Origin of the sequence: Ruegeria profundi, from assembly GCF_020171505.1 — a bacterium.
In the GTDB taxonomy this organism is placed as follows: Bacteria; Pseudomonadota; Alphaproteobacteria; order Rhodobacterales; family Rhodobacteraceae; genus Ruegeria; species Ruegeria profundi.
This window is the reverse complement of sequence record NZ_JAIUZS010000013.1, coordinates 1-26,188: the sequence shown is the minus strand read 5'-3', so window position 1 is coordinate 26,188 and position 26,188 is coordinate 1. Positions and strand designations below refer to the sequence as shown.

23 protein-coding genes are annotated in these 26,188 nt (G+C 56.5%); 14 read left to right on the top strand and 9 right to left on the bottom strand.

Translation table 11 applies throughout. The features are described from left to right. The first annotated feature begins 189 nt into the window (after positions 1 to 189). The 4 genes from LCM21_RS20460 to LCM21_RS20445 are packed head-to-tail and all read left to right on the top strand — an operon-like array spanning position 190 to position 5,754. Complete coding sequence (locus tag LCM21_RS20460; RefSeq protein ID WP_224892227.1) at positions 190 to 2,289, top strand: hydantoinase/oxoprolinase family protein; 2,100 nt, start codon at positions 190 to 192, stop codon at positions 2,287 to 2,289. Beyond that, complete coding sequence (locus LCM21_RS20455; RefSeq protein WP_224892226.1) at positions 2,286 to 3,935, top strand: hydantoinase B/oxoprolinase family protein; 1,650 nt, start codon at positions 2,286 to 2,288, stop codon at positions 3,933 to 3,935. The genes LCM21_RS20460 and LCM21_RS20455 overlap by 4 nt, the downstream gene beginning before the upstream one ends. After that, positions 3,932 to 5,014 (top strand): pyridoxal phosphate-dependent aminotransferase, encoded by a 1,083-nt coding sequence (locus LCM21_RS20450; protein WP_224892225.1) that lies wholly within the window; start codon positions 3,932 to 3,934, stop codon positions 5,012 to 5,014. The genes LCM21_RS20455 and LCM21_RS20450 overlap by 4 nt, the downstream gene beginning before the upstream one ends. Beyond that, entirely contained in the window at positions 5,011 to 5,754 is a 744-nt protein-coding gene (locus LCM21_RS20445) for a maleate cis-trans isomerase family protein (protein ID WP_224892224.1), read from the top strand. The genes LCM21_RS20450 and LCM21_RS20445 overlap by 4 nt, the downstream gene beginning before the upstream one ends. A 446-nt stretch (positions 5,755 to 6,200) precedes the next feature. On the opposite strand, the gene LCM21_RS20440 is transcribed toward LCM21_RS20445, so the two are convergent. From LCM21_RS20440 to LCM21_RS20430, 3 genes are all read right to left on the bottom strand, one after another. Further along, on the bottom strand, positions 6,201 to 8,021 hold the full coding sequence (locus tag LCM21_RS20440) for a hypothetical protein (protein ID WP_224892223.1): 1,821 nt from the start codon (positions 8,019 to 8,021) through the stop codon (positions 6,201 to 6,203). Next, complete coding sequence (gntH, locus tag LCM21_RS20435; RefSeq protein ID WP_224892222.1) at positions 8,021 to 9,310, bottom strand: guanitoxin biosynthesis MBL fold metallo-hydrolase GntH; 1,290 nt, start codon at positions 9,308 to 9,310, stop codon at positions 8,021 to 8,023. The genes LCM21_RS20440 and gntH overlap by 1 nt, the downstream gene beginning before the upstream one ends. Positions 9,311 to 9,400: 90 nt before the next feature. Further along, positions 9,401 to 9,979 carry a TetR/AcrR family transcriptional regulator gene (locus LCM21_RS20430; RefSeq protein ID WP_224892221.1) on the bottom strand — a complete coding sequence of 193 codons (579 nt, stop codon included), beginning with the start codon at positions 9,977 to 9,979 and terminating at the stop codon, positions 9,401 to 9,403. 190 nt (positions 9,980 to 10,169) lie between these two features. Here LCM21_RS20430 and LCM21_RS20425 point away from each other — a divergent pair, with 190 nt between their 5' ends. From LCM21_RS20425 to LCM21_RS20395, 7 genes are all read left to right on the top strand, one after another. Then, positions 10,170 to 10,589, top strand: a complete 420-nt coding sequence (locus LCM21_RS20425; protein WP_224892220.1) for a hypothetical protein — start codon at positions 10,170 to 10,172, stop codon at positions 10,587 to 10,589. A 187-nt stretch (positions 10,590 to 10,776) separates the two neighbouring features. After that, the gene (locus tag LCM21_RS20420) at positions 10,777 to 11,592 is read left to right on the top strand and encodes a hypothetical protein (RefSeq protein ID WP_224892219.1); all 816 of its coding nucleotides are present in this window, start codon (positions 10,777 to 10,779) and stop codon (positions 11,590 to 11,592) included. A gap of 161 nt (positions 11,593 to 11,753) precedes the next feature. Next, on the top strand, positions 11,754 to 12,830 hold the full coding sequence (locus LCM21_RS20415) for an alpha/beta hydrolase (protein WP_224892218.1): 1,077 nt from the start codon (positions 11,754 to 11,756) through the stop codon (positions 12,828 to 12,830). 63 nt (positions 12,831 to 12,893) lie between these two features. Beyond that, positions 12,894 to 13,985: a mechanosensitive ion channel family protein gene (locus LCM21_RS20410; RefSeq protein WP_224892217.1), complete on the top strand. Its 1,092-nt coding sequence runs from the start codon at positions 12,894 to 12,896 to the stop codon at positions 13,983 to 13,985. Positions 13,986 to 14,249: 264 nt separating this feature from the next. Further along, positions 14,250 to 15,080, top strand: coding sequence for a class I SAM-dependent methyltransferase (locus LCM21_RS20405; protein WP_224892216.1), 831 nt, complete (start codon positions 14,250 to 14,252; stop codon positions 15,078 to 15,080). Between the two features lie 86 nt (positions 15,081 to 15,166). Further along, on the top strand, positions 15,167 to 15,865 hold the full coding sequence (locus LCM21_RS20400; RefSeq protein WP_224892215.1) for an SDR family NAD(P)-dependent oxidoreductase: 699 nt from the start codon (positions 15,167 to 15,169) through the stop codon (positions 15,863 to 15,865). Positions 15,866 to 16,714: 849 nt separating this feature from the next. Next, positions 16,715 to 16,954: a hypothetical protein gene (locus LCM21_RS20395; protein ID WP_224892214.1), complete on the top strand. Its 240-nt coding sequence runs from the start codon at positions 16,715 to 16,717 to the stop codon at positions 16,952 to 16,954. 60 nt (positions 16,955 to 17,014) lie between these two features. On the opposite strand, the gene LCM21_RS20390 is transcribed toward LCM21_RS20395, so the two are convergent. Continuing rightward, positions 17,015 to 17,908 (bottom strand): NAD(P)-dependent oxidoreductase, encoded by an 894-nt coding sequence (locus LCM21_RS20390; protein ID WP_224892213.1) that lies wholly within the window; start codon positions 17,906 to 17,908, stop codon positions 17,015 to 17,017. 314 nt (positions 17,909 to 18,222) lie between these two features. Further along, positions 18,223 to 19,161, bottom strand: a complete 939-nt coding sequence (locus LCM21_RS20385; RefSeq protein WP_224892212.1) for a LysR substrate-binding domain-containing protein — start codon at positions 19,159 to 19,161, stop codon at positions 18,223 to 18,225. Positions 19,162 to 19,300: 139 nt separating this feature from the next. On the opposite strand from LCM21_RS20385, the gene LCM21_RS20380 reads away from it, so the two are divergent. Together LCM21_RS20380 and LCM21_RS20375 are read left to right on the top strand one after the other, a co-directional pair. After that, the gene (locus tag LCM21_RS20380; RefSeq protein ID WP_224892211.1) at positions 19,301 to 19,948 is read left to right on the top strand and encodes a glutathione S-transferase family protein; all 648 of its coding nucleotides are present in this window, start codon (positions 19,301 to 19,303) and stop codon (positions 19,946 to 19,948) included. A 145-nt stretch (positions 19,949 to 20,093) separates the two neighbouring features. Continuing rightward, positions 20,094 to 20,798, top strand: coding sequence for an SDR family NAD(P)-dependent oxidoreductase (locus LCM21_RS20375; RefSeq protein ID WP_224892210.1), 705 nt, complete (start codon positions 20,094 to 20,096; stop codon positions 20,796 to 20,798). A gap of 73 nt (positions 20,799 to 20,871) precedes the next feature. Here the strand turns inward: LCM21_RS20375 and LCM21_RS20370 are convergent, their stop codons facing one another. Next, entirely contained in the window at positions 20,872 to 21,219 is a 348-nt protein-coding gene (locus LCM21_RS20370; RefSeq protein WP_224892209.1) for a helix-turn-helix domain-containing protein, read from the bottom strand. On the opposite strand from LCM21_RS20370, the gene LCM21_RS20365 reads away from it, so the two are divergent. Next, entirely contained in the window at positions 21,207 to 23,051 is a 1,845-nt protein-coding gene (locus LCM21_RS20365) for a DUF3604 domain-containing protein (RefSeq protein ID WP_224892208.1), read from the top strand. The two genes, LCM21_RS20370 and LCM21_RS20365, sit on opposite strands and share 13 nt — an antisense overlap. Positions 23,052 to 23,312: 261 nt before the next feature. Here LCM21_RS20365 and LCM21_RS20360 read toward each other — a convergent pair whose 3' ends face one another. The 3 genes from LCM21_RS20360 to LCM21_RS20350 all read right to left on the bottom strand — a co-directional run bounded on the left by LCM21_RS20360 (position 23,313) and on the right by LCM21_RS20350 (position 25,617). Beyond that, positions 23,313 to 23,738 carry an acyl-CoA thioesterase gene (locus LCM21_RS20360; RefSeq protein WP_224892207.1) on the bottom strand — a complete coding sequence of 142 codons (426 nt, stop codon included), beginning with the start codon at positions 23,736 to 23,738 and terminating at the stop codon, positions 23,313 to 23,315. Between the two features lie 212 nt (positions 23,739 to 23,950). Next, the gene (locus LCM21_RS20355) at positions 23,951 to 24,763 is read right to left on the bottom strand and encodes a GNAT family N-acetyltransferase (RefSeq protein WP_224892206.1); all 813 of its coding nucleotides are present in this window, start codon (positions 24,761 to 24,763) and stop codon (positions 23,951 to 23,953) included. A gap of 35 nt (positions 24,764 to 24,798) precedes the next feature. Beyond that, the gene (locus LCM21_RS20350; RefSeq protein ID WP_224892205.1) at positions 24,799 to 25,617 is read right to left on the bottom strand and encodes a methyltransferase domain-containing protein; all 819 of its coding nucleotides are present in this window, start codon (positions 25,615 to 25,617) and stop codon (positions 24,799 to 24,801) included. Positions 25,618 to 26,188: the final 571 nt, after the last annotated feature.

Here is a 26,188-nt window from a genome sequence, read left to right as displayed (position 1 = left end):
CAGCATTCCAGATATCGGAATGAACGAAAGCTGCCGTATGCTGTCTCAAGGCTTTGGCCGAAATCTGGGACGCCGGGCGACCGGATGTGATCTCGTCGTGTGACGTGATGTCTGGCGTTTGCCGTTTTGGCACTGGCCTTTCCGGCTGTCAGGACGTGTACTGACTTCCCTCATTCCGACTGGTTTTCCATGCAGAACAAGAACGGGCTTCGTCTTGCCGTCGATATCGGCGGAACTTTTACCGATACAGTTCTGGTCGATGGTCCGGGTCATATCCTCGCCACCACCAAAACGCCTACGACCCCTGAAAATCCAACCCTGGGGGCACTTGAAGGTGCAAGACGGGTACTGGCCGAGGCCGGGGCGGACTGGTCGCGGATCAAGGGCTTCATTCACGGAACTACGCTGGCCACCAACGCGCTGATCGAGCGCCGGGGCGCGGTTGTGGCAACCGTGACGACCGAAGGGTTTCGCGACATCCTCGAGATTGCCTACGAGCGGCGCTACAACCAGTACGACATCAACCTGGTCAAGCCAGACCTGATCGTGCCGCGCTCGCGCGCCTTCACCATCGGCGGTCGCATGGATGCGCGCGGTCGGGAATTGGAGCCACTCGACAAGGCGTCGCTTGCCCGGCTGGTTGGAGAGCTTGCAACCAGCGGCGCCGAAGCGGTCGCGATCTGCCTCATGCATTCGTATGCCAACCCGACGCATGAGCTGCGGCTGCGAGACCTTTTGCGAGAGGCGCTGCCGGATCTGGTAATCTCGCTTTCGCACGAGGTCAGCCCCGAGGCGCGCGAGTTCGACCGCCTCTCAACCACCATCGCCAACGCCTATATCCAGCCGCAGATGGCCAGCTATCTGGCGGAATTTCAGGCGCGCTTCAGCGATGAGGGGCTGACCTGCCCCATCCTGATGATGACCGCCGGTGGTGGCATGACCACGATGGACACGGCCGCGCGCCTGCCGATCCGGCTATTAGAATCTGGCCCCGCCGGTGGGGCCATACTGGCCGCGCGCATCGCCGCGGAAACCGGTGCGCGGGAGGTGTTGAGTTTCGATATGGGTGGCACCACTGCCAAGCTTTGCCTGATCGACGAGTTTCGCCCGCAGGGCGCACGCAAGTTTGAAATCGGGCGGGCGGCGCGGTTCATCAAGGGATCGGGGATGCCGGTGCGCATTCCGGTGATCGAGATGATCGAAATCGGTGCCGGTGGCGGCTCCATCGCCCATGTTGACCGGCTGGGCCGCCTGCAAGTCGGCCCCGAAAGCGCGGGCGCGGATCCTGGGCCGGTCGCCTTTGCCAAAGGCGGCACCAAGCCCACCGTGACCGATGCCGACGTGGTGCAGGGGCTGATCGTGCCTGACCGCTTTGCCGAGGGGCGGCTGGCGATCGACATGGAGGCTGCGCAGGAGGCTCTTGAGCGCTCGGTCGGACAGGCATTGGGACTTGATGCGGCGCGGGCGGCGCTTGGGGTAAGCGAGATCGTTGACGAGAACATGGCAAGCGCGGGCCGGATGCATGCGGTGGAATCGGGCAAGGACCTGGGCACGCGCCTGATGATCGCCTTTGGCGGCAACGGCCCCCTGCACGCAACGCGGGTGGCGCGGCGTTCGCAGGTCGACCGCATTCTGATCCCGCGCGATCCAGGCGTCGGCTCGGCGGTGGGGTTCCTGTTCGCGCCGGTCTCGTTCGAGATCATCCGGTCGCGCTATGAGACGCTCGAGGCGCTCGATCTGGACGGGCTCAACGCCTTTTTCGACGAGATGACCGGCGAGGCCACTACGGTTGTGCGCGCAGGCGCACCCGAGGGCGCGCTGACACAGCGGCGGCAGGCTTTCATGCGCTATCACGGCCAGGGCCACGAGATTGAAATCCTCCTGCCGAACCGCCCGCTGGTGGAAGATGACATCCCCACGCTGCGCCGGACCTTTGAGGGTGAGTACAGCCGCCAGTTCAGTCGTGCAGTGCCGGGCATGGCAATCGAGATTCTGAACTGGGCGCTTGAGGTGTCCTCTGAACCGCGCGCGATTGCGCACTATCGCGAGCCTTCCACAAGACGACGCGCGCCGCCCGATGGGCACCGTGCCATCCTGTGCGATGTCGATGGAACGTGGCGCGAGGCGGAGATACACAACCGCGCCGCGCTGTGCCCCGGCCACCACCTTTCCGGCCCCGCCCTTATTATCGAGCCACAAACCACCACCTTTGTCAGCGCCGATTTCTCGGCCAGCGTGGATGGCGGCGGCAATATCTGGCTAACCCGCAATCGGGAGAACGCATCATGAGAATCGGAGACACTCGATTACAGGTCATGTGGAACCGGCTTCTGGCCGTGGTTGAGGAACAGGGTCAGGCGCTGATCCGGGCTGCCTTTTCGCCCATCGTCCGCGAATGCGGGGATATCTCGGCAGGCATTTTCGACCTTCAGGGCCGGATGCTGGCCCAGGCGGTGACCGGCACGCCGGGGCATATCAACACCATGGCCGAGGCGGTGAAGGCCCTGCGCGGGCGTTTCGAGCTTCAGGACATGAAGCCCGGCGACATCTACCTGACCAACGATCCCTGGATCGCTTCGGGTCATCTGAATGATTTCTTGCTGATGATGCCAGTATTTCACAAGAACCATGTGGTCGGCTTTACCTCCTGCACCTCGCATCTGGTCGATCTGGGCGGGCTGGGCATGGGGCCCGAAGGCGCGGATATCTACGACGAGGGGCTGCTCATCCCTCCTTGCAAGCTGATGGAGGCGGGCGCTCTGAACACGCTTCTGATGGAAATCGTGAAGGCCAACTCGCGAGAACCCATCGCCAATGAAGGCGATATCTATGCGCTGATCGCCTGCTGCGAGACCGGCGCGAAACGGCTTGTGGGAATGATGGAGGAATTCGGTATCGACCATCTGGACGATCTGACCGCCTACATCATCGACACCTCCTATCGCGGCACGCTCGAGGCGATTGCTGAACTGCCCAAGGGGACATGGCGCAATGTGCTGACAGTGGATGGCTATGAGCAGGAGATCGACCTGCACGCCGCGCTTACCATTGCCGAGGATCACATATCGCTTGATTTCGAGGGCACCTCGGGTCTGTCGAACAAGGGCATTAACGTGCCGCTCAATTACGCCACGGCATATTCGGTTTTTGCTCTTCGCTGTATCATCGGCCCCGATATTCCCAACAATGCCGGTTCGCTTGCGCCTTTCCGCGTCACCGGTCCGAAGGATTGCATCCTCAACGCTCAACCGCCGGCGCCGGTGGCCATGCGTCATGCACTGGGGCAGATGACGCCCGATCTGGTCTATGGTTGCCTGTCGCAGGCATTGCCCGATCAGGTGCCCGCCGAGGGCGCATCCTGCATGTACGACCTGCCACTGCGCCATGTGCCCGAAGCGGTGTCGCGCGGGGATGAGCAGTTCGCTCTGGAACTGGTGTATTCGGGCGGCACCGGTGCGCGGCCCGGGCTTGACGGCTTGTCGGCAACCGCCTTTCCTTCGGGCGTCTGGGGATCACAGGTCGAGACCACCGAAGCGCTGGCACCGGTCCTGATAACACGGCGCGAGCTCAGACCTGACAGCGGCGGCGCCGGCCGTATGCGCGGCGGGTTGGGTCAGCATATCGAGATGCGCTCGTCGAAGGGTGAAGATTTCATGCTGTTTCTTTCGGTCGAACGTGTTCTGAACCCCGCGCGCGGCCGGTATGGCGGTGCCAACGGGGCGGCGGGGCGCATCCGCATTCACCCTGACGGCCCTGACCTGCCCGGCAAGGGAGAGGTCCGCGTGAAAGCCGGTGAAACACTGATCTTTGAAACCCCAGGCGGTGCGGGGTTCGGTTCACCGCAAGATCGCAGCCAAAAAGACATCCGGCGCGACCTTCGGGACGGTTTGATCAGCCCCGATGCCGCCCGCGAGCTTTATGGGTATGAGCCATGATCAGAGCCACCCCTCATGTCGCGGCAATGTCGCCCTATGCGCTCGCGGAACTGAATGCCCCCGCAGGCAAGCGCCTTATCTCGTTGTCGCAGAATGAAAGCCTGCGCCAGCCGAGCCCACAGGTGGGCAAAGCCGTCACAAGAGCCATGGCGAGTGCGCATCTCTACCCGGATCCGGAATGGGGTGCGTTGCGTGAGGCCCTGGCCGCGCTGCATGGCATTCCGGCCTCCGGCATCCTTTGTGGCAGCGGCTCGATGGAACTGATCGCCTGTCTGACGCGCGCCTATTGTGATCTGCATCACGCAGTACTCGCTCCCGCTCATGCCTACCCGTTTTTCCGAACCGCCTCAGAGCTGGCGCGGGCGCGTTACGATTTGGCGCCTGAGGATGGCGTTACCGTTTCGGTCGACGCGCTGCTTGCCGCGGTCAAGCCGGACACCCGTATCGTCTTCATCGCCAATCCCGGAAATCCCACCGGAACCCGCATCCCGCGTGCCGAGCTTCTTCGCCTGCGTGAAGGGCTGCGTGGGGATATCATGCTGGTCATCGACGAAGCCTATGGCGAGTTTGCCGACCATCTGGGCGAGCCCGTGTTCGATCTGGTCGGTCGCGGCGATACAGTGGTCTTGCGCACCTTCTCCAAAGCTTATGGGCTGGCCGGAATGCGGGTGGGCTGGGGTCTGTTTTCCGAAGACATCGCCGGTGAGGTCCGCAAAGTGATGAACCCCAACAATATCTCAGCGGTCGGACAGACGGCTGCGGTCGCGGCTTTGGCGGATCAGGCCTATATGCAAGAGACCTGTTCTATCACCGCCCGCCTGCGTCATGGGTTTTCGAAGCGATTGCGCGAGGCAAGCTTTCAAATAACTGAAAGCTTTACCAACTTCGCGCTCGTCCGCTTTGGCGGTGCACGGGAGGCCCGGCTGGCGGATGCGGCCCTGCGCGCTGAAGGCGTGGTCGCGCGTGCACAAAGTGGTGCGGGGCTGCCCGACTGCTTGCGCATTACCGTTGGGACGGCAGAAGAGCTCGATCTTGCGGCAAGTCTTCTGAAACGTTGGAACGATGGAGGAAAGACATGATGCGATCACGCGGGCGGGCGCGTTTCGGTATTCTCGTCCCCTTCACAAACACCAATCTTGAACCTGATATGGTGCTCTTGCGACCCGACGGCGTATCCCTGCATTTCGCCCGCATGGGGGGCTATGATCAGGACGAATTACCCGATGCCGAACAGATGCAAGGGCTCGGCGCGGCTGACCTTGCCGAGCCCTTGCGCCTGCTTCTGGGTGTGCGTCCGGACGTGATCATGTATGGTTGCACCTCGGCCACGCTCACTCATGGTTTTGGCTTTGACCGAGGTCTAGCCCAGCAGATCAAGGCCCAAGACATAACCGAAACCGTAACCGCTGCCGGTGCGCTGGTCCATGCGCTGGAATTCCTAGGGGTGAGGCGCATCGGCTTTGCCTCGCCCTATGTATCCGCGATCAATGACATGGCCACCAATTTCCTGGCTGAGGCCGGTGTCCAGACCGTGGCTCGATCCGAGGTAGGCGATGCGTTGGACAATTACGAACAAGGCGAGTTGGACGAGCAAGCCGTGTATGATCTCGGCCTTGCCGCCGATCATCCCGAAGCCCAGGCGCTGGTCCTGTCCTGTACGGATATGCGCAGCGTCGAGACCATCGCGCGGCTTGAGCGGGCGGTGGGAAAGCCGGTCATCACCTCGAACCAGGCGATGATGTTTCAAGCCATGCAACTCGCCGGTATCGGGGAGGCTATGACAGGGTTCGGACAGCTTTTGGAAAGGAGCCGGCTGTGAGACCTGCGCGACTGGTGCTTGTGCCGGGGGTGGCGCGCCATGGCTGAAAACCCGCGCATCCTATTGCACAACAAAGACACCGCCACGCTGGCCGGGTGGTTGCAGGCCAGATGCCCAAAGGCGGACGTCTGCGCGTGTGACAGCTAGGAAGTTCTTTCCGGGCTGATCGAAACGTTCCGCCCCGAGGTGGTCTATTCTGTCTGCTTCGCGGGCAACCATAAGGCGTCGTCAATCTATTTGACCGCATTGGGCTTGACCCAGTCATCCGAGTCTTTTGATCAGATGACTGGTAAGATGCGGTTAGCAGACGCTACGAGCGAAATTTTGAATGTTCCGACCATGAACGGCTGCTTCGCGCAGGAGCGGACGGTGACGAAAAATGCGGCTATGTCTGCCTCGCGGACCAAGCAGCCATTCGCCGCACCGCAATAACGAGCCATTTAACGTCATTGCAGACGGTCCTGCCTGAGCACGTCAAAGTCGAGGATCTTCCAGCTTCCATCGACTGGAGCGATGACCAGTTCAGCGAGATACGCGTTGGTACGGCTGTGGGCATGGCCCCAGTGGCCAACCTGGCCGGTTACTGTCCAGTCAGTCTGCAACCTGAACGCGCCCGTTTCATTGGGCTTTAGGATCGTCTCACGTACGTCCAGTTCTGTAACCCGGGCTTCTGCGCCTCCGGCGCGATCTATCCGAAGTGCGTCGCGTTGGGCAAGGTAGACTTCCTCAAGCGCATCATCATCTAGGGTCAGTGCCAATCGGTCATAAACCTGGGCCTCGGTCCGAAAATTGAAGGCTCGATAGACGTTATTTAGGAGGCGTTCTGAAAGGGTCGCCAGCTCTTCCGGGCCGAGGTTTGGTACGCGCTTCGTATCATGTTGCAATGCGAAGGCCACGCCTGCGATACCAATAAACGCAAGGGCAAAACCGGCATAGGTGGGCAACACTCCGAAAGTTTCACGCCGGGCAAAACCGATGACGGCGAGCCCCACGCCAAGAAAGCCCATGCACCCCAGAACGTAGACCAGGAATGATATCCGTCGGTCTTGTTCGATTAAGATCGCAGTCACGTCCGGGTTTGGGTTTACCTTGAAGTGGTTCTTCCACACGAGGATCGGGGCGTCCTTTGTGAGCGAGGAAAGAAACGGCCCCGCAGCATCTATGGAATATGCCGCGATCTCGGGTGCCGTTTCGTCGAACCAATCCCATTCGACCTGCGCCTGTCGTGGCAAGCCATCGACTGGAGCGGACCAGATCAGGCCGAGGATGTCTGCATCTACATCGACCGTCTCTCCCTGTTCCAAAAACTCAAGCCCACGCATGCCGATCCGCATAAACGCGCTTCGGTCATAGTCTGGCACCACAGGTTTATCGTTGATTGTCATTCGGCTGCGCTGCGCGATTTCGTCAACCGCTGCCTTTGCCAAAGACCGCGCCTGATCCGGTGCGAGCTTTCTGGTGGGGACGTTCAGTCCGACGAGTTCGGCTGCATCGCGCACCCGCACAAGAGCCTCTTGGCGGATTTCGTAGGGTTCAGCATAGAGAAACACCATTCTGGGGTAGCGGTGGTGACGGATCAGGTTCGGATTGTCGAAGCTCGAATTCCACGGGTCACTCCAATCAAGCGTGAGTATCGCGGGCGCTGACAGGAAAGCGAAATTTGCAACCATAACCCCTCGATCAAAGGTGACAAAACCGATCGTTGCGCCCGGGATGCCACTTGGGCCGATCGGCGGGGCAATCGCAATCGTATCCGGACGCGTGCCTTCAAAGTCATAGAATAATTCTACGTAAACGACGCGTGGATCTTCGGGTGGTTCGGGAAATTTCCGGTTGGTGACAGGATCATTTAATCCGGTCAAAGCAGTAGTGCGATCAATTCGGAGCCTTTGTTCCACACGTTCGATGCGGACCGGTAGCGCTTTTCCGTTGGAACGCCTGATAGTTAGCCCGTTTTCAGTAAACTCGGAGAGACGCTGCGCCTCGGTGGGCCTGGTAAGGGTTTCAGTTGAAAACCATTCGTCAGGGATAAGTGCCTCGAACTTTGATGCGTCCCGGACAAACACTTCAAGCTGGACATAAACACCGTCGTTCTCAACGCGAATCTCCGCAATGTTGTTGGCAACTTCAGCACCACTACGGGGTAAATAATCCGCGATGGCAGCGCCCGTCGAAAAGCACAGTAAGTGCAGTGCGGCGTGTAGGGATATCAGAAACTGCGAAAGACGCTTTTGAGGAAACTGGAAAACGCGCGTCCTTCCACCCATTAATTGGGCTCGTACCAAGGCTTTGCAGACCGCCAATCCACGTCATCGAGCCCGTACTTGTCTCGGTGACCATCAAGCATCTCGTTTTGCGCGTTGAAACCAGGTCCCCACTCGGCGTCCTTTATGAACTGGCTCATAGGGTCTGGCCAAGTCTTGTCCGGGCCTGGTTGACGCGTTGGCCCCTGTACGGCGAGCGCCCGGTCGGGTGACACGGCCATGCGTTCCGTCACGCCGTCCACGGTGATGTTCCAAACCATCATGTCCACGGCGATCGAAAGCGGTCCGTCATAGGTCGAACGAATGCCTTCTCGAAGCGTAGGATGGAACTCTTCAAACGTATGATACGCGACTGCGTGCCTAGGTTGAATCTCGCTCATAATCTTACCGAACGAAGGGCCTGAGGTATGAAACTCACAGCAGGCGCGCCACGCCAACTGTGGTGGCTGCCCGGTTTTGACAAACGATTCTGGTGACGCAAAGGCTTCATGAATCACGAAATCGGCGTCCTTAGCGTACTCTACGAACCACTTATTAGGTGATGTGTCGCCGCCGTAGACAAGCTTCAATCCCGCATACTCGATGATGAAACTGACTGGTCCGTCACCAGCATGGATCGCAGGAATGGAGCGGACCACCACGCCATTCTGATCGTAGATGACCTCGTTCTCGCCCCGGTAATCGAACTCGTTCACCGTTATCCCACCGGGAATTGGCGTAATCTTGTAGGCGCGGGTCTGGTAATCCCAGTTGTAGGCCCGCAAGAAGCCGTCAATGGCGTAGGCCGTGCCCATTTCAGGTTCCCGTCCGCTCGGCCCCCAGACCTCAAGCGGTACGGGGCGGCCAGCAGTCCAGCCGCCTGCCCAGAGCGAAGCGAGATCGCCCCAGTGGTCCGTATGCAAATGGCTGATAAACACCTTGGTCAGGAATTCTGATGGGATCATAAGAGCATTGACGTTGCGCATCGCGCCGGTGCCGAGGTCAAAAAAGAGCTTCTCGCCATTGCCGAATTCGAAGAGAAAACAGGCCGAGGCCTGACCGCGCCGCGAGTCTGGCATGCCAGTGCCGCAGGCGACCACCCGGACCTCTTCTTCATGAAGCGCTTCAGTGCCGGGGTAGTAGACGTAGCGATCCGGAACCGTGCCTGTCGGATCGTCTGCGATACCACCCGCGGCATGCGCTGTGCCAGGCGCAAAAAGCTCAAATTGGCCGATCGAGACCACAGTTGCTGCTGCAGCAAATGTGCCAAGAATGGCTTTCACGGCTCGTTTTCGTGAAATCCGACTGTTCATGATCCGCTCCGACTATTTTGACAATGCACGATCGAAGCCTATCAAAAACTGTACGGGTATGTCTATAATGTGCTAATTAAGCGGGTATAGTTATTCCCGTTTGGTCAACAGCGTGACCCGTAAGTCCTTTAGGATTGTCTTCTCTTTTTTCGTGAGATCGTCAAAGAGGTCATGCTCGGTTACGTGGTAGCCCACAAAGGTCCGGACGCGCATCTCCAAGTCGTCACCTTCAAAACCCAGTTGGGTGAAAATTCCGCGGATGTGATCCATCCGCTTGTTCATCTCTTTGCGCCAGATCCTGCGCACCTTGAGGTCCTGCCGCCCCCATTGACGAATAGCCGCGTCAATCCGGCTTAGATCCGAGTCTTCAATTGCCTCGATTATTATATGAAGCCTCTCTTCTGGCGTCACGGACCGGGACATTCGCTCCCGAAGGAGAGGCGACCCGTCCAACGCCAGCCAGTAGTCCAGCATTTGTTGGGACAGGTCCGTGCGATCTTTAAAGTGATAATAGAAGCCGCTTTTTGCCACCCCCAATCGCCCAGCCAAACGCTCCACGCGCACGGCTTCAATTCCGCCCTCTTTTAGAACGGAGAGCGCCATGTTGAGCCAATCCGATTTGCTAACACGGGCCTTGCGTTCTGTGCCGCCGTTTTTGATCTGGGTCATGTTTTGTGGATATCGCATTGCGCTAGGGTGGACAACTGTACGGATTCGTACATTATTGCACTAACCGCTTCCTGTACGCGGCTGGATAGGGCACGCCGCAAAGTGGCGCAAACGACCCAAGGTCGGCTGCTGGCGCGCTCTGCTGCATGTGGATTGGTTTTGGAATTTTGATTTTTGAAGGAGAAACGAAATGACACCACTTTCGGAGCAACTCGCAGAGCTGTCGAAACGCGCTGCAGACGTTGAGTCGCGCGTCGAAGCCTTCAAGCAGGAGGCGGATGATATGCGTGACGCTAAGGTCGCAAAATTGAAGGCTGAAGTAGAGAGCGCGCAAAACCGGTTTGAGAGCAGCGTGGCCAGCAAAAAAGACGAAGTGACCTCGGCGTGGGCAGAATTCAATGCCAACATGAAGGCGCGAGCTGACAAGGTAAAAGCTGAAATAGAAGCCAAGAAAGAGGCTATCGACAAAGGCCGTGCTGAACGACGTGCAGATCGGTTGGAAGATAACGCTGCGGCCTCCATCGCCTTCGCACTTTTGGCCATGGAAGACGCTGAATACGCAGTCGCCGAAGCTGTTGATGCTCGGCTCCATGCCCAGTCTTTTGAATAAGCTTATCTCAGAAGAGCGGTTGGGTGTCTTTTCGCAGCGCCTGTTGGCTCTTCTGTATTGCTGCAACGGTGGAAATTGTTTGGGCCGTATGTGTGAGCAGGACTTTGATTTCCAAAGCCGTGCACATGGGGACAGGCCCCGTTCGTCCGAGGCCCCAATAAGAGGAAAGTCAAAAAGGAGAACTCTTTTGCGCTGGGTGTCAAAAAAGTATCTTTGGGTCTCGCTTCTCTCAGTGCTCACTTCGACGGGTTTGCATGCTGAACCCTTAGCCTTGGAATGGCAAGACGAAAGCAAATGGCGATATAGCATCACAGCATACGGCTTCCTTCCGTTCTCGACCGATGGCACATCAACAATTGCGGGGTCGTCAGTCGATCTTGATCTCGACTTCGGGGATGCGGTAGATCTACTCGATTTTGCGATTGCCGGACGGTTCGAGGCTTGGAAAGGCGATTGGGGCCTTATAGTAGATGCGAATTACGTAGAATTAAGTGCTGGCGATACCATTGCCTTAGGGCCAGGACCATCAATCGCGGTTGATGCCGATATTCGTCAAGCTTGGCTTGGGTTGCTCGCGGCCTACCGCATCGCCAACAGCACTTACGGTGCAAGCGACCGACGGTTCAGTTTCGATATCCAGGGAGGTGCCCGCTACAACCGCCTGAAACAGGAAATAGATATTACCACACCAGGTCCGAACCCTAGTCTGGGCGGGACTGAAGAATGGTGGGAACCGGTTGTCGGGGGGCGCGCAGTTTGGGAACTAGACGATGATTGGAACGCCGTTGTTGCTGCCGACTTTGGCGGTTTTGGGGCGGGTGGCAATGATCTTCAGGTTGGCATCAATGCGGGGTTTAGTCGTCGCATTGGAAAGACCGGATCCCTGAGGCTGGGGTATAGATATTACAGCATTGATTTCAGCGAGGGACGATCAGATGGCGATTTCGCCTTAGATATGAAGCAGCACGGTCCGTACATCGGGTTTACTTGGCGGCTTCAGTGAGTCTTACCTGCTTCATATTGCACCGGGCTTTACAGCGTGCGGTGGACTTTGGTCGGGAAGGCAGGAATTTTTGCATAAGCGTAGTTGGGGCGCGAGTTGCGCAGTCTGTCCAGCAAGCGCCAATCGTGCGCACAAACCGGATAGCGCACACTGGCGTTGCAGTGGCACTGGTGATCCTGGCGGCATGCGACAGTGGCCCTAGTCTCATCGGTGTCGAAGAACTGTCTCAGGAGGATTCTGCCAACACAACATCACAGCATCGGATTTTCATCGCGACGACGAGGGTGAAATCCGATGACGAAGGCGTTTTTTATTCCGGTGATCGCGCGGGTCGGATGGGGTTTGCTTCTGTAGATGTGTCGATACCCCAAGACCGACAGAAAGGTGAATTGTCGTTGCCGCGGACACCGCCTGTCGACCCCAAAAAGCATTTTGTACTGCGCAACCCCTTACGACTTGCTGACGCTGATGCGTTCACCCAAGAAATAAATCGCGAACTTGACGCTAGAGCCAGCGATGAAAAGTCGGCAATGATATTCATTCATGGCTACAATACCAACACGACAGAGGCGATTGCGCGCTTTGCCCAGTTGGTCGAGGACACCGGATATCGCGGCGTGCCAATATTGTTCACCTGGCCCTCTAGTCGTCGCGTCGCTGATTACGTAGCAGACATAAATAGCGCTGCGTTCTCTCGAGACGCTGTGGCGTACATGCCTCTTCTGCTCGCGCGTACACGACTGACAAATTACGATATCGTGGCACACTCCATGGGCAACTTCCTTGCGATGGAGGCAATGCGAACGCTTTCGCTCCGCGGCGACGTTGACCGCTTAGGACGACTGAATACCGTCGTTCTAGCTGCTCCCGACATTGATGTTGACTTGTTCGCGGCACAGTTGGCTTCAGTTCCTGACCCTCTGCGGAACCGGATGATTGTGCTTGTATCGCGAGACGACAAGGCTCTTCTCGCATCGCGTCGGGTCGCTGGAAATCATCCCCGCTTGGGCGCTGTGGATCCGGCGGCAATCGGTGAGCTTGGCGTGACGGTCATCGATTTAACTGAAATCGATGATGCGTCCAGCATCAATCATTCCAAATTCGCAGAGTCTCCTGAAATAGTCCAACTTTTGGGAGAGCGGCTTGCAGATAGCGACGCACTATCCACTCAAACCAGTATTGGCGGGCTTCTTTTGCAGAGAACCGGTGAGGTCGTCAGCGTAACGCAAGTGCCATGATTGTGAGAAATGGGCGGGCCTCAAATACTTATGTCGTTGCATGATTGGCTGAATGGATCATCGATGAATTCAACTGACGGCGAAAATTTGGTGCTATGGGCGAGCAGCGCTGAAGTCAGAGTGTTCGCTGTCGGCGCGGCTATAATCCTAATATCTTTTCTGTGCCGCCGTGTTGTTGGCCGTTGGTTAGTCAGCTTGCTGGCCCATCTACTAGAGGCACTATCAATGCCTCTTTCGGATGCTGTCCGTGACAGCCTTGAAAAACCCTCTCGCATAATTGTCGTAGCGACTGCTGCCATGAGTGTGGCCAAACATGTTCTTCCGACCGGGTTTGTTTCAGATGTCATCACTCACTTGATAGTGTCCATTCTCATCATCTCGGTCTTTGGCGTTTGGTATAGGCTTTCAGGCTCCGTCGTAGCAGCATTGAGCCCACACAGCGTTCCACGAATTGGCATGGAGACTGGATGGTCTTTGCGCGTTACTCGCCTGGTCATCATTGTTGCATGTTTTGCAGCCGTTCTCGGTGAATGGGGCATTGAGATTGGCTCAGCGCTCACCGGTGTCGGAGTACTTGGCGCGGGGCTAGCTATCGCATCACAGGATTTGCTCAGGAACCTCATTGCAGGGATGTCGAACATCAACGAAGAGCGATTTGAAGTCGGTGACTGGGTAGAAGTCGTCGGACTGGTTGAAGGCACTGTAAAGCGCGTGGATTTAAGGTCGACAACTATTTTGGGGTTGGACAGGGTGCCCCACTACATTCCGAACGCGGAACTGGCTAACACCGTCTTGCTCAATAAGACCCGCCGGGATCACCGAAGAGTTTATCGAACATTTCACTTAGCACTAAGCACGACGGTCGAGCAGATAAACGAGATTGAAGGAGGGTTGCGTAATTACCTGGAAACCAGCGGCGACTTTGTCATTGACGACGATATCGACCGGCTCGTCCATGTCGAAGGCATCTCAGAGAGCGCGATTGACCTTACAGTTTACGCGTTTACCAGAACCGACCGTTACGCGGAGTTCACGGAAGTTTGTGACCGTTTAACCCTTGAGACTCTTCGGCTTGTCCGGGGAGCGGGCGCCGAAATCGCCTATCCGGCCAGAACCGTTTTCGTTAACTCGTCAGCCGCTGATCGATCCCACTGAACAAGCGGTATTCTCGCAGGCAAAGTAAGGCCATTAACGCGTCCGTTCTGGGCTCGACTCGGTCATCTGAGTCTTTTCATCAAGAGACTGGTTGGATGAGAGTAGCCGGCATTCAAGGCAAAATTCTCGAGATTCGGCAGTGAGCAGCTGCTTCCACCAAGAGCAGACGTTGGCAAAAAATGGCGCTATGTCCGAGTCGCGGACGAAACTGACATTCCGACTCACCCTGTATATCCTGATTGCATCGATTAGTGAGGCTTCAATATGACCAATCCCAACGAAGTCGCGCACCATTACCATTCCGGTCACTTGCTCAAGCGGATTTCCGATGGTTGCGCAGAACTGGACCTGACCCCGCCAATTTCCCACGACGCTTTGGCGCCGGTTGACGAGTTTCACATTGGCGGGCGCCTCGCGACCGAACCTTTTGTGAAGGCGCTCGCCCTTACACCTGAAAGCCGGGTTGTCGATTTTGGATGCGGGCTCGGGGGTCCGGCACGCTATGTGGCGGCGGCCACCGGGGCGTATGTGACCGGTGTCGATTTAACCGCCGAGTTTGTGGAAACCGGTCGCGTTCTTACAGAATGGACGGGCTTGTCAGACCGAGTTCAACTCATCGAAGGCAGCGTGTTGGAATTACCGCTAGAAGCAGACACCATGGACGCCGCTTACATGATCCACGTCGGCATGAACATCGCGGACAAAGTCGGCATCGCCCGTGAGGCGAAGCGAGTGCTCAGGCCAGGCGGAATTTTTGCGATTTACGATGTGATGCAAGTCGGAGAGGGGCAAATGGAATATCCCGCACCCTGGGCGTCATCTGAAGATCAAAGCGCACTGACTCCTCCGGAGACATATGAAGCTGCTTTGAAATCCGTCGGTTTCGAGGTGAGTGACCGGATCGACCGCACTGCATTCGCCAAACAGTTCTTTGCAGATCTGGCAGCTGCGCAAAGCCGTTCAGATGGCCCTCCACCTTTGGGTCTTCATCTTATAATGGGCGATGACACCGCGCTTAAGGTTCAACATATGGTCAGGAATATCGAACGTGGTTTGATTGCCCCAATTGAAATCCACGCGCGCCTTCCGGTTTAGCTGCTTTGACTAACAGGTCAGGTTCGGCCTTTCTTAAGTGGGGTGGCGGTTTGTGGTAATCTTCCATAAGCAACCGGGGGATACACATGGCTGAAACAGCTCTGATTACGGGTGCCTCAAGTGGAATAGGCCGGGCAACGGCCATCGACCTGGCTTCGAAAGGGTGGAACATACTTGCGCATGGACGCCGCGAGGACGCGCTGCAAGAAACAATTGCCATGGTTGAGGCCGCAGGTGGCACGGGCGAATGGTTTGCCGCAGAAATGGGCGACATGACTTCCGTGGCCGCTCTCGCAGACTGGGCGCTGCAAAGCGAGCGGTTGGACGCGATGGTTCACTGCGCCGCCAAGTTCACCTACGGCGCTGTCTCGACTGATCGGTTTGCAGATTGGGACACATCCATCGACCAAGTATTGCGGGCAACCATCCGACTTACCGCGCATGTCTTACCTGCGGTCCGTGAAGCAGAGGGAGCATTTGTCTATATCTGCGGGCCGACATCTTGGCTTGGCTGGAAAAATCACGCCATTCATTGTGCCTTAAGGCACGCTCAGGCTGGTTTCGCTAAGGCCCTATTCGAAGATGTTCGAGAAGACGGAGTTCGGGTCACTCTTGTGCACCCCGGATTTGTGAATACTCCAGACGTGTCCGACGCAGGCAAAGACCGCTCCAAAATGATTCAGCTTGAAGAGATTTCGACGCTAATCTCGACTGCAGTAATGCTGCCCAACAACACCTGCGTGACAGAACTCACGCTGCGCCCCCAAAGGACACCTTATTTGTGAAAGGCTCGCTACGGCCGGCTGTTCAAAAGTTGTCGATCCAAGAACGCAGCAAATGTAGCCAAGAAAAGAGGCAGTATGTGGAGCCCCACGTTACGCTTCCACCATGTCGTGGTGTTTGATCGACCGAGCTTCACTAAGTTCGGCTTCTGCCGGATCGATATTAGAGTTCATCGTACTCCCCTAAGCGGACAAAACTGACCTTGGAAACATGGCGATCCCAGTCAAACAGGTCTTATCAGTGTTCCCAAATACTCCCTCGTTTCGGCATCCCATGAACTGGGGTCCTCCGCATGGGCGACCACCGCGTGTAGTTCCATGAGTTTCCATAATTCATCTTTGGTTGCTGCAACCACTTTCCCGAGGCAGGCCTCCATGCCTTCGCAATCTTTGCAGGCATAAGGCGTGCGAGCAAAACGGTCGGGTGACCGCTTGGTCCTGTAAGCCGCCGATCAGCGGCCTCTGCACCAAGGTAACGTCCGCTTTTAGGGGGCCGCTTTGGGCTCAACTTGGTCATCTGACTATTTTCTCAGATGACAGCTTATGAGCGGAAAGAAGACACATAAGGGTGTGGCAGTGCGGGTTAGGGCCTGCCTCTGCCGTCCCAATACTCTTTATCAGGCTCTTGGTATCCAGCTCCATCATGGCTGCACACCCTCACAACAATGATTATGAAGAGTGCCATCAGGATTGCTCTGGCACTTGGGGTCTGGAGAAAGTATTTCATTATTCTTTTTTTAATGTTGCGTGAGTGACTTGGCAAAGAAGTCCCGCGCCTTTTCATTCAGCCCGCCAGTTGAGCTCAACTAACCGTCAGCAGACCGCATTGGGAAGCGGTTTGGAGGAGGTCAATTGATTGGTTTTTGCTCCGAGCGCCAACAGTTCGTGAGCATCCGTGATTTGAGTTATCAGGTTTTCAACGTAACAAACGACAACCACTCTGTGAATTTAACGACGTTAGAGTTAGTAGCGCGGTTTTACGAAGGCGTTGATGTTAAGAAGGAAATGACGCAGGATGAAACCTTCAATTCAAACGCCAAGGCAAAAATCTTCTCAGTTCTGATCCTCAACTTGATTGGCGTGACTACCTGAAATCCTTGTTCCCGCATCTTAAAGAGTTCGCTTTTACCTGCGTGCGCAATGCGACCAGAATTACGCCTTGGATACACCGTTTCTTTCGGCCACGAAATCGACAAGGTGAGGAACATAGTCGTTCGGTCCGTCACCTCCAGCGGCGAGCGCCATGGCGAAACTGTTTTTTGCGGCGTTTCCGATTGGATTCGACAGCCCTACTTCATCTGCCATAGCTTCAAGGTAGCGCAAATCCTTTAGAGCATTTGATAAAGTGAATTTGTGGGACTCTCGATTACCTTCAACGGCGTAACCCATGAAGGTCCGGTAAAACCCGCAATCCATCCTGCTGCCGCGAATAACCGAGTCGAATTCCTTGGTGGAAATTCCGACTTTTTCGGACAGTGCCAACGCTTCCGAATAAAGCGCCGCGTATCCTAATGAGAGAAAGTTATTCAAAAGCTTCATTTTGTGCCCTGCAGCACAAGGGCCAATGTGAACGATGGTCTTTGCCCAAGCTGCGATAACAGGCTTCAACCGCTCAAAAACAACAGGGTCGGCGCCGACCATGGTCGCCAGCTCTCCGTTTTGTGCTTGCACGGGCGTCCCGCCCAAAGGCGCGTCCGCCATATGGTGACCGGCCTGCGCCAATTTTTTTGCGAGTATCATAGTGGATTTCGGATCAGACGTGGAGCAGTCTACAATGACGCTACCGGCCTGCATGGACGGCATCATGGCCGCGACAATTGCCTCGACCTGAGGTGAACCGGGTGCACAAATATGGATAACTGATGACACTGCTGCAAGCTCCGCGAGGTTTTCCGCCTCCGTCGCACCCTGAGCGACCAACTCATCGACAGGTCCACGGTTTCGATGAGCAATCACATTAACTGTGAAGCCGGCTTTTAGCAGATTTGAGGCCATACCTTGACCCATCAAGCCAACACCAACAAATCCGATCGTTTCTTTGCTCATCGGGGTCTCCCTTTACCATTCACGGAGAGACAGTGTGGACTAGTACAGAATGAAAATGCAATGGCGGCTTAACTTTGCTTCGCGAACCAAGGCGCAGGACGCAGCGAATAAACGTTTCTAGTCCTTTTCGACAGATGCTGCGCTTGAACCAAATGTCTGCATTGGGCTCAAAGCCGACATCGGACGCATTATGTCGATTGTTGAAGCGGCCAAGGCAGTTCAATGTCGGCAGTGCGGGACAAACCTGCTGTTAGCTGCAGCGCGGTGCGATTGCTCTGCATGAACGACCGGGTCGCGGACTTAGCGGTCAGCCATCAAGTTGTCTCCAGGAACACTGAAAGATCCCGCCTGAAGATATCTGCCTTCTCCAGAACCCACTGTGTGAAGTCAGCCCCAAGTTTTGTCCGAGGCCTGTCGGCGACCCAAATCAGGCGATACGAGAACTCTGTCTTGCAACGCAAAGCCGGACCGAATGGTGCGACGAGCATCCCTGTGCGGATGGCATTAAAGGCCTCGACGACGCCAGAAAGGACAAGTCCCTGACCATCGATTGCCGATTTCAGGCCGGAACTGAAGCTTGAGTATCGAACGCCAGATCGGAGACCGGCCGGCTCAAAGCCGAACGCGGCGCCCCAGCCGCCAAACCCAACCCAGCTGGGGTCGCTTGTGCGGTTCTCGACATGGATGAGAGGAATGCCCTCAAGTGACCGGAGGTTTGGATTTATCGGATGACGTTCCAGGAAGTCTGGGGAGCAAACCGGAAGGACTGCATCTTCGAATAGATGCATTTCCTTCAGGGGCGGTGATGTCGCTCGCCCATATCGGATTGCGAAGTCAAAGCCTTCTGTGAGCAGGTCGACATCACGGTTTGATGCATCCAGTCTTAGATCGATGTCTTCGTGGCGACGATAGAACTCCCATATTGACGGCGCGAGCCAATGTTCTGCGAAGGAGGCAGGTAAGGTAACCGAAAGCTGGTCCGCGCGATCAGCATGTCTGAGCTGCTCAAGGGCCGACGATAGCGACGATATGCCGGACTGTAGGAGAGCCTCTACTCTTCTTGCCTCATCGGTCGGAACAACCCCAGTTCTCGTCCGCTGGAGAAGTGGACGCCCGAGATACTCCTCAAACGACCTTACCCGCTGGCCAACAGCTGCTGGAGTAACGCCAAGCTCTTCGGCGGCGGCTGTGAAGCTCTTGTGGCGCAATGAAGCCTCGAGCGCACGAAGAGCGTTTAGATGGGTAAGGCGCATACGGTAAAGCTAAAGGAATCCTTTACTAATCAGCAAGGAAATCTGCCGTGCATTTCGATGTATAACAATAAATCATGGCCGCAATGATCGCCAGCCCAACGCTTCGATCAGTCAAACTAAACCTTTTGGAGGGCAAGACATGTACATACTGCATTGGGAATACATGGCGGGCTCTATTGTCGTCCAGGCGATGCTGGAGGAGATGGGTGCCCCCTACAGGCTACAGCACGTCTACATGGATGCCGGCGAGCACAAGACGCCCGAGTACCGACGCGTCAACCCTGTGGCCCGAGTGCCGGCGCTAACGCTCCCGGACGGGGAAACAATTGGAGAGTCGGCAGCTATAGTCGTGGTGCTCGGTGAGAGGTTTCCGGAGACCGGACTCCTCCCTCGGCTCGGCAGCACTGATCGATCCGCCTTCTTCTTCTGGCTCAACGTAATGGCGACCGCGGGTTACATGACGGTCGCCCGAAAGGGGCATCCCGAACGATATGCCTTCGACGAGGATGCAATCGCACAAGTTGAGCAGAAGGCGGCCGCGGATCTCGCAGAGTTCTTCGACGTGATGGAAGATGCGATCTGTGGAAAAGGCACTTTTCTCGGATCGGGCCTTTCCGCGCTCGATCTATACTTGGCGATGCTCACGGAATGGTCTGACGAAAAGGATGATCTTTTCAGAACCCGACCGTCACTAGCTCGGCTAACAGCCGAAGTGTCTCTCCGGCCGGGGTATCAGGCCGCCATGCGAACTCATCGCGTGGACCAGTCATGTCAGGCGGCTCAGTGAGCGGCCAGAAGCCCGGCTAGACGGATATGATCTTGCTTCCACTACCGAGTGATCGCTCCGCGGACCAATTCGCCGTTTGCCGAAAGGCGTGACCTGTTCGTGATATACTTACTTGCGATCGATACTTGCTTAGGAGTGAGCCGCCATGGGTGGGAAGGTTTGTGCAATTATTGGCTTTGGTCCGGGCTTAGGAACCGCGTACGCTGAGGTCTTCCGAGACGCTGGCTACAGTTTAGGACTGTTAAGTAGATCTGGAGCGGATCTCGGCGGTGAGGAAGAAACCAACCCATCGGTTCGAGCCTTCAAATGCGACGCGGGAAATCCTGACAGTCTGAAAGACGCACTTGCGTCAGTTCAAAGCGAACTAGGTCCGATTGATGTCGTGATCTACAATGCGGACCTTGCCCAATTTGGGTCGATCGAAGATGTGTCTGAGGTTCATTTCGAGCAGAGCTGGCGCGTTGGGGCGTTGGGTCTCTTCGCTACTGCCAAGCTACTTGGGCCACAGATGTCTGAACGCGGCTCAGGCGTGATCATAATATCCGGCGCTACGGCTGCGCTCCGCGGGAATGTCTGGACAACAGCTTTCGCTCCTTCAAAATCCGCTCAACGTACATTGGCGAACTCACTAGCGAAGCAACTCGGTCCAAAAGGCATACACGTTGCCTACCTCGTCATTGATGGTGTGATTGATACAGAAGACACCCGAACAAATTTCGCACCCAATGAACCCGACGAATTCTTCATCAAGCCTGCTCAAATCGCTGAAACGGCGTTGATGCTCGCTCGGCAGGACAAGTCAGCTTGGACTTTCGAACTCGATATCCGTCCGTTCGGTGAGAAGTGGTAAAGGGCTGGGCAACCCAGTGACTACTCCGCGGACAAACCGGCCGACTGAAAAGCTTTGGGGCTTTGGGCGATAATTACCCTTCCAACAAACTTCTTAGATAGTCTGGACGCGTGACATGAACAGATTTGTATCCTTTCTTAACGGCACCCTCTTTTGATAGCTCGGACATTTTCTTGGCGGTCACGGAACGCGATAGGTTCGCGGCTTCGGATAGCTCCACAATCATAACCGGGATGGGGTTAAGTACAGGATTCCCCTGGAAATCCCAACGAAGACCAGTAAGGCGCAGTAGTGTCGCCGCGAGACGCTTTTTCGGGTCGCGCAGCATCAGATCATCGAGCGCAGCGGCCGCCAATGCTTCGTTCGTCGCTGCAAGCTTCGCAATGGACAAATAGATTTCAGGAAACTTTGTCGCGATCATTTGCAAATCCTTCGCCCGCAACCGAAGAAAAGCACGCCTCGCGAGCGAGCCCTTATTCTCCTTATGTGGACGAGCATTTTCCACAGAACGTCTTTTTTGGAGATACACATCTTCATACGTCATGGTCTGCGGATGCGGGGCTTGCCGGAGCAACCCTTGGGCCAGACGCCGCCTACCGTGTTGCGCGTGGTGAAGAAGTGGAAAGCCAAAGCGGCCAAAGGTTTAGACTGATCCGCCCTCTCGATTTCGTTGTGGTTGCCGATCACGCAGAGAACATCGGAATTGCTGATTACATCGAGAGAGGCGATCCGATCTTGCGCGAAACGGAAGCTGGCAAGCGGTGGTACGATTACTTTCAGGCTGGCACCGGCATCGATGCCGCCTATGAATGGAGTGCTGCAAACGCAGAGAGAACGGACCCTATTGACAGCCCCGAGATGCAGACCCGTGTCTGGGACAAGGTGATCGAGAACGCCGAGCGGTACAACGAACCGGGCGTGTTTACGGCTTTCATAGGCTATGAATGGACCTCCGGTCCCGGTAGCAACAACCTCCACCGCAACGTCATCTTCCGCGACGGTGCCGACCGCGCGCGTCAAGTCGTGCCGTTCTCGGCCTTCGACAGTGACGATCCGGAAGACCTCTGGACCTACCTCGGCGAATACGAGGCGAGGACGGGTGGCAGGGTGCTGGCTATTCCGCACAACGGGAACCTCTCGAACGGCATGATGTTTATGCTGGAAACTTTTGGTGGGATGCCTTTCGACGCGGATTATGCCTCAACCCGAGCGCGCTACGAGCCGCTTCTGGAGGTCACACAGCCCAAGGGTACAAGCGAAGCGCATCCTCTGCTGTCGCCTGACGATGCATTTGCCGATTTCGAACTTATGGATGCCTCCAACCTCACCGGCACGGTGCCAAAGGAGCCGGAGATGCTGAAGACGGAATATGCTCGCGAGGCGCTGAAGCTCGGTCTGTCCGAAGAAGCGCGGCTCGGCGTCAATCCCTTCAAATTCGGCATGATCGGTTCAACCGACAGCCACAACGCCATCCCGTCCACGCGCGAGGAAAACTGGTTTGGCAAAATTTATTTCGTAGAACCCTCGGATCACCGAGCCACGGAAGGCGTTTTCATCGAAAGCGCAGTCGATCCTCAGTATTCGATCTACGATCGCGACCTTGGCGCGTCGGGGCTGGCGGCGGTATGGGCAACAGAGAACACACGCGAGGCGATCTGGGACGCGATGAAGCGCCGGGAAGTCTTCGCAACGACCGGTACGCGGATGCGCGTCCGTGTCTTCGGCGGCTGGGACTTCGAGGAAGACGAGGTGCACCTGCCTGATTTCGCCGCGCAAGGATACACCCGCGGCGTGCCAATGGGTGGTGACCTGCGCGGGGCTCCGGAGGGTGCCGCGCCGCGTTTCATGGTGCGTGCGCTGCGCGATCCCGATGGCCCGAACCTCGACCGTGTCCAGGTCATCAAGGGCTGGGTGGACGCGAGTGGAGAGATGCAGGAGCGCATCTACGACGTGGCCTGCGCAGACCGCGCGATTGTTGAGGGTACCTGCGCAGATGATGTGGGTAACACCGTGAACGTGGCGGCAGCGACCTACACCAATACCATTGGGCGCGCGGCTCTGGTTGGCTGGTGGGAGGACCCGGATTTTGATCCGGGGCTAAGAGCATTCTACTACGTGCGCGTGCTCCAAATTCCGTCGCCGCGGTGGACAGCCTATGACGCCGCCTACTTTGATGTCGAGATGCCGGAAGGCACCGCCATGACAGTGCAGGACCGCGCCTATACATCACCCATCTGGTACACGCCAAAATGAGTTCTGCGTCGTTTTAGAACTTCCGCTCAGGGCTTTGAGCGGTCATCTGACGACCTCTAACAAGCGCAAGGCGGTTCAGCCGTGCGGGGCGTCCAGTACGCGGACGAAGCACCATTTCGCTGCAGCTGCGGCAAGGTCTGCTTTGTGGTTTGGCGGTATCGGAAACGATCATTTTCGGAAAGATTTGACTCAGCAGTCAGAGGGTGAGTGACCTTGCCCCGTCATCAGGGTCGGTGAAAGGACTGCGTGGCAATCAGGGGTTCACTCCTTTTGCTCTATCCATTGCGCCGCTCTTTCGCGAACATCGTCTGGAATTGTGGCTGCTCTCCGCGTTTCGAGGCTCATTAGAACGCATTTGAACACGGTCTCGAAGGCAAGGGTTTCACCTTCTGACCTGATCAAACGATGACTGAAAGTCATAGACTTTGAGCCAACCTCAACAATGGAGGTCTCTAACCTAATAGTATCACCGGCAGACAGTTCAGCGCGAAAGTCGCTATTAGCATTAACGACGGCGAAAGACAGCCGTCGACCGGTTCGCATGTCATTTGCCGTCAGACCCATCTCAGACTGGATTGCAATAACCCCATCGGAGCAAGCTGCAAAATAACGGGACACATTCATGTGACCGAGAAAATCGCAGTCTGACGGGTCAACCACAGAACGAAATGAAATCATCGCGGGCATCAACTCACTCCCAAATTATGCTCCGGGAACATACAATGCTGCATGCTTACGACAAAGAACTGTTCAGTGTTCCACCACGACAAACATTCCAGAAGCAGCAGTTCTGTGATCCGTGCGTGTGCTAGGTTACTCAAGAATTGTCAAAATCCGTCGTTCTCGGCAGGCTAAGTACGATCGGCTCACGCGTAACGAGTACTATCCTTACGCTGAGTTTAACCTAGACGGTTTACCGGCGCGCCTGTCACCCCGCTCCCGCGGATTTCGAGGTACGCCATGCCTGGATGTGCGCATGCACGAGCAAACATGGACGAGGCGTCGGCGGTTAGTTCAGAAGCACCATATCGCTTGGAAAGCTGCTTCAATGCATCTTCCTTCTGAATGACGTCTTCTGCGACAAAAGCCCCAGCGCGCCGAGACGCCTGCACGAGGATTTCAGCTCTTGTATCCTCATTCACAACTTGCCCGAGCCGCCAAAGATCGTACTCAAACATCAACTGGCATCGCTCGGAGCTATACTCCTCCGTAACGGGCTTTCGTCCACGCGGCTTGAGTCCGGTTTTCAACAACAAGCGCCCGGAGGCTTCGTTGATCATGTCCCAGTAAGCAGCATAGATGATCCCCAGGTCTTCCATTGCCTGCAGCTTTTCCGCGAGTGCGGCCGCAGCCTCGCTCATCAGCCCTTGGCCATGCCACGCGCTGCCAAGAGCATAGAAGTACTCTCCACTCCAAAGCGCTTTCTCGTTGCGCTCCATGTAGAAGCCCGCAACGCCTGCGAGAGCCCCATCGCCGTTTTTTGGCTGGACGACGAAGAGCCCCATACCGCCTTCGTCCCATATACCGCCGTCTCCATCGGCACCCATGATCGATGTCCACCGTTCTGCTTCCGCAAGTGCGTCGCCAGGGTCTTTGGTGTTGTGCGCGAGCATCCCCACCACAGCGGGATCGGAGAATATGATGCGTGCGATGTCGCCTGTGTCAGCAAGAGTGACAGGTCGCAGCCTCAGTCTCTCTGTCTCTATCTGCATGGCTGCATCCTAGGCTGGTATGACTAGGCAGACACTTAAATGACCGCCGTTGCCATCGTTGCAGGAAATGGAACACGCCACTGTCCATTGCCCGCATTATAATCGGACGCGACCTTGGCCATCATTGCATCCCGAATAGCCGCCCGGGCTGCAGGTGTCTGCGCGCCAATCAACATTGCTGCGCGAACGGTGGCATGTTCGAAGACGTCTACAAAGTCGCCTGGATCGGCGAAATGGAATTCGGCGTCGATATCGGTGAACTCCGGGCTGGAGAACCCCGCGGCTTTGAGAGCCTCCTTCGCGAGTGATCGTCTGGAAAACAGGTGAAAATCAGGTGCGGGCGGTGCAAGCGATGGGTCGCCATGTGCCTTTACAGCGCTGAATACGATCTGAAACGTCGGTGACACCTCTGGCTCGCGCCACGATGTCATGGCCGCCATGCCACCGCGGCGCAGAACTCTGGCGATTTCCGAGAGCACCGCATCTGGATCGGGCAGATGGCCGAAGCCTACGTTGCAGACAACAGCGTCGAAATGATCGTCTTCAAATGGTAGGTGGCTGGCGTCACCCTCGACAAACGAAGCCGATGGGACGCGTTGGCGCGCCCGCGCAAGCATCGCCGCCGAAAAGTCTAGGCCAATCACCGTCGCGCCCGCATCGGAAAGCGCTGCTGCGGCATTTCCGTGCCCGCAACACAGGTCTAAGACAACCTTGCCTGGGGCGACTTTCACTGCGCTCGTGAGATGGGGGATCAGTTGGTCGGAAACCGGGGCGAAAAGATCAATATAAGCATCTGCGCGCGAGTCCTCTGACCAACCGGTTTCTTCTGCAATAGCAAAATCTTTGAACTGCATCGGCTCCCATCCTCCTGGACGCAAACATAGCAGAGTGGCGGAAAAAAGTTTACATCTAGTCTGAGCGAGCCCCGCGAGCAGTTGCGGAAGGCACAGTCTTCTGCAACCTGTCCGTGCATGCCCCAGTCAGCCAAGTGCCAAAGACGGATTTGTTTGTCACAGTCAGCGTATGACCGTTGCTGCTGAAGAAACTTATGCCGCAGGCCCTCGGCAAACTACCTGCGCTTTGACCTTTTTGACCACCTGCCTGATACTGGACTTTCGCTATCCTGCGGCAACTCGGTAGGTTTGGGCTCGACTCGGTCATCCGACACTTTTTGTCGGGCTTGCAACTTGTCCTGAAATGACCAACGGCGGCTGCGCGGACTAATAGGCCGCGGGGTGGTGCCAGACTAATTCGAACTAGTCTCAGATAGGCCAGGGCCACTGCCCCTTATTCCGCACAGAGACCGCGCCATTCGGCAAGAGCAGCGGCGCGGTTCATCTTGAAATTGGATCTGGAGTAGAGGCTGCGCTCCGAGTTGAAGAGGTTAAGGACAGAGGCGTGGACGGACGCGAATTTATGCAAACT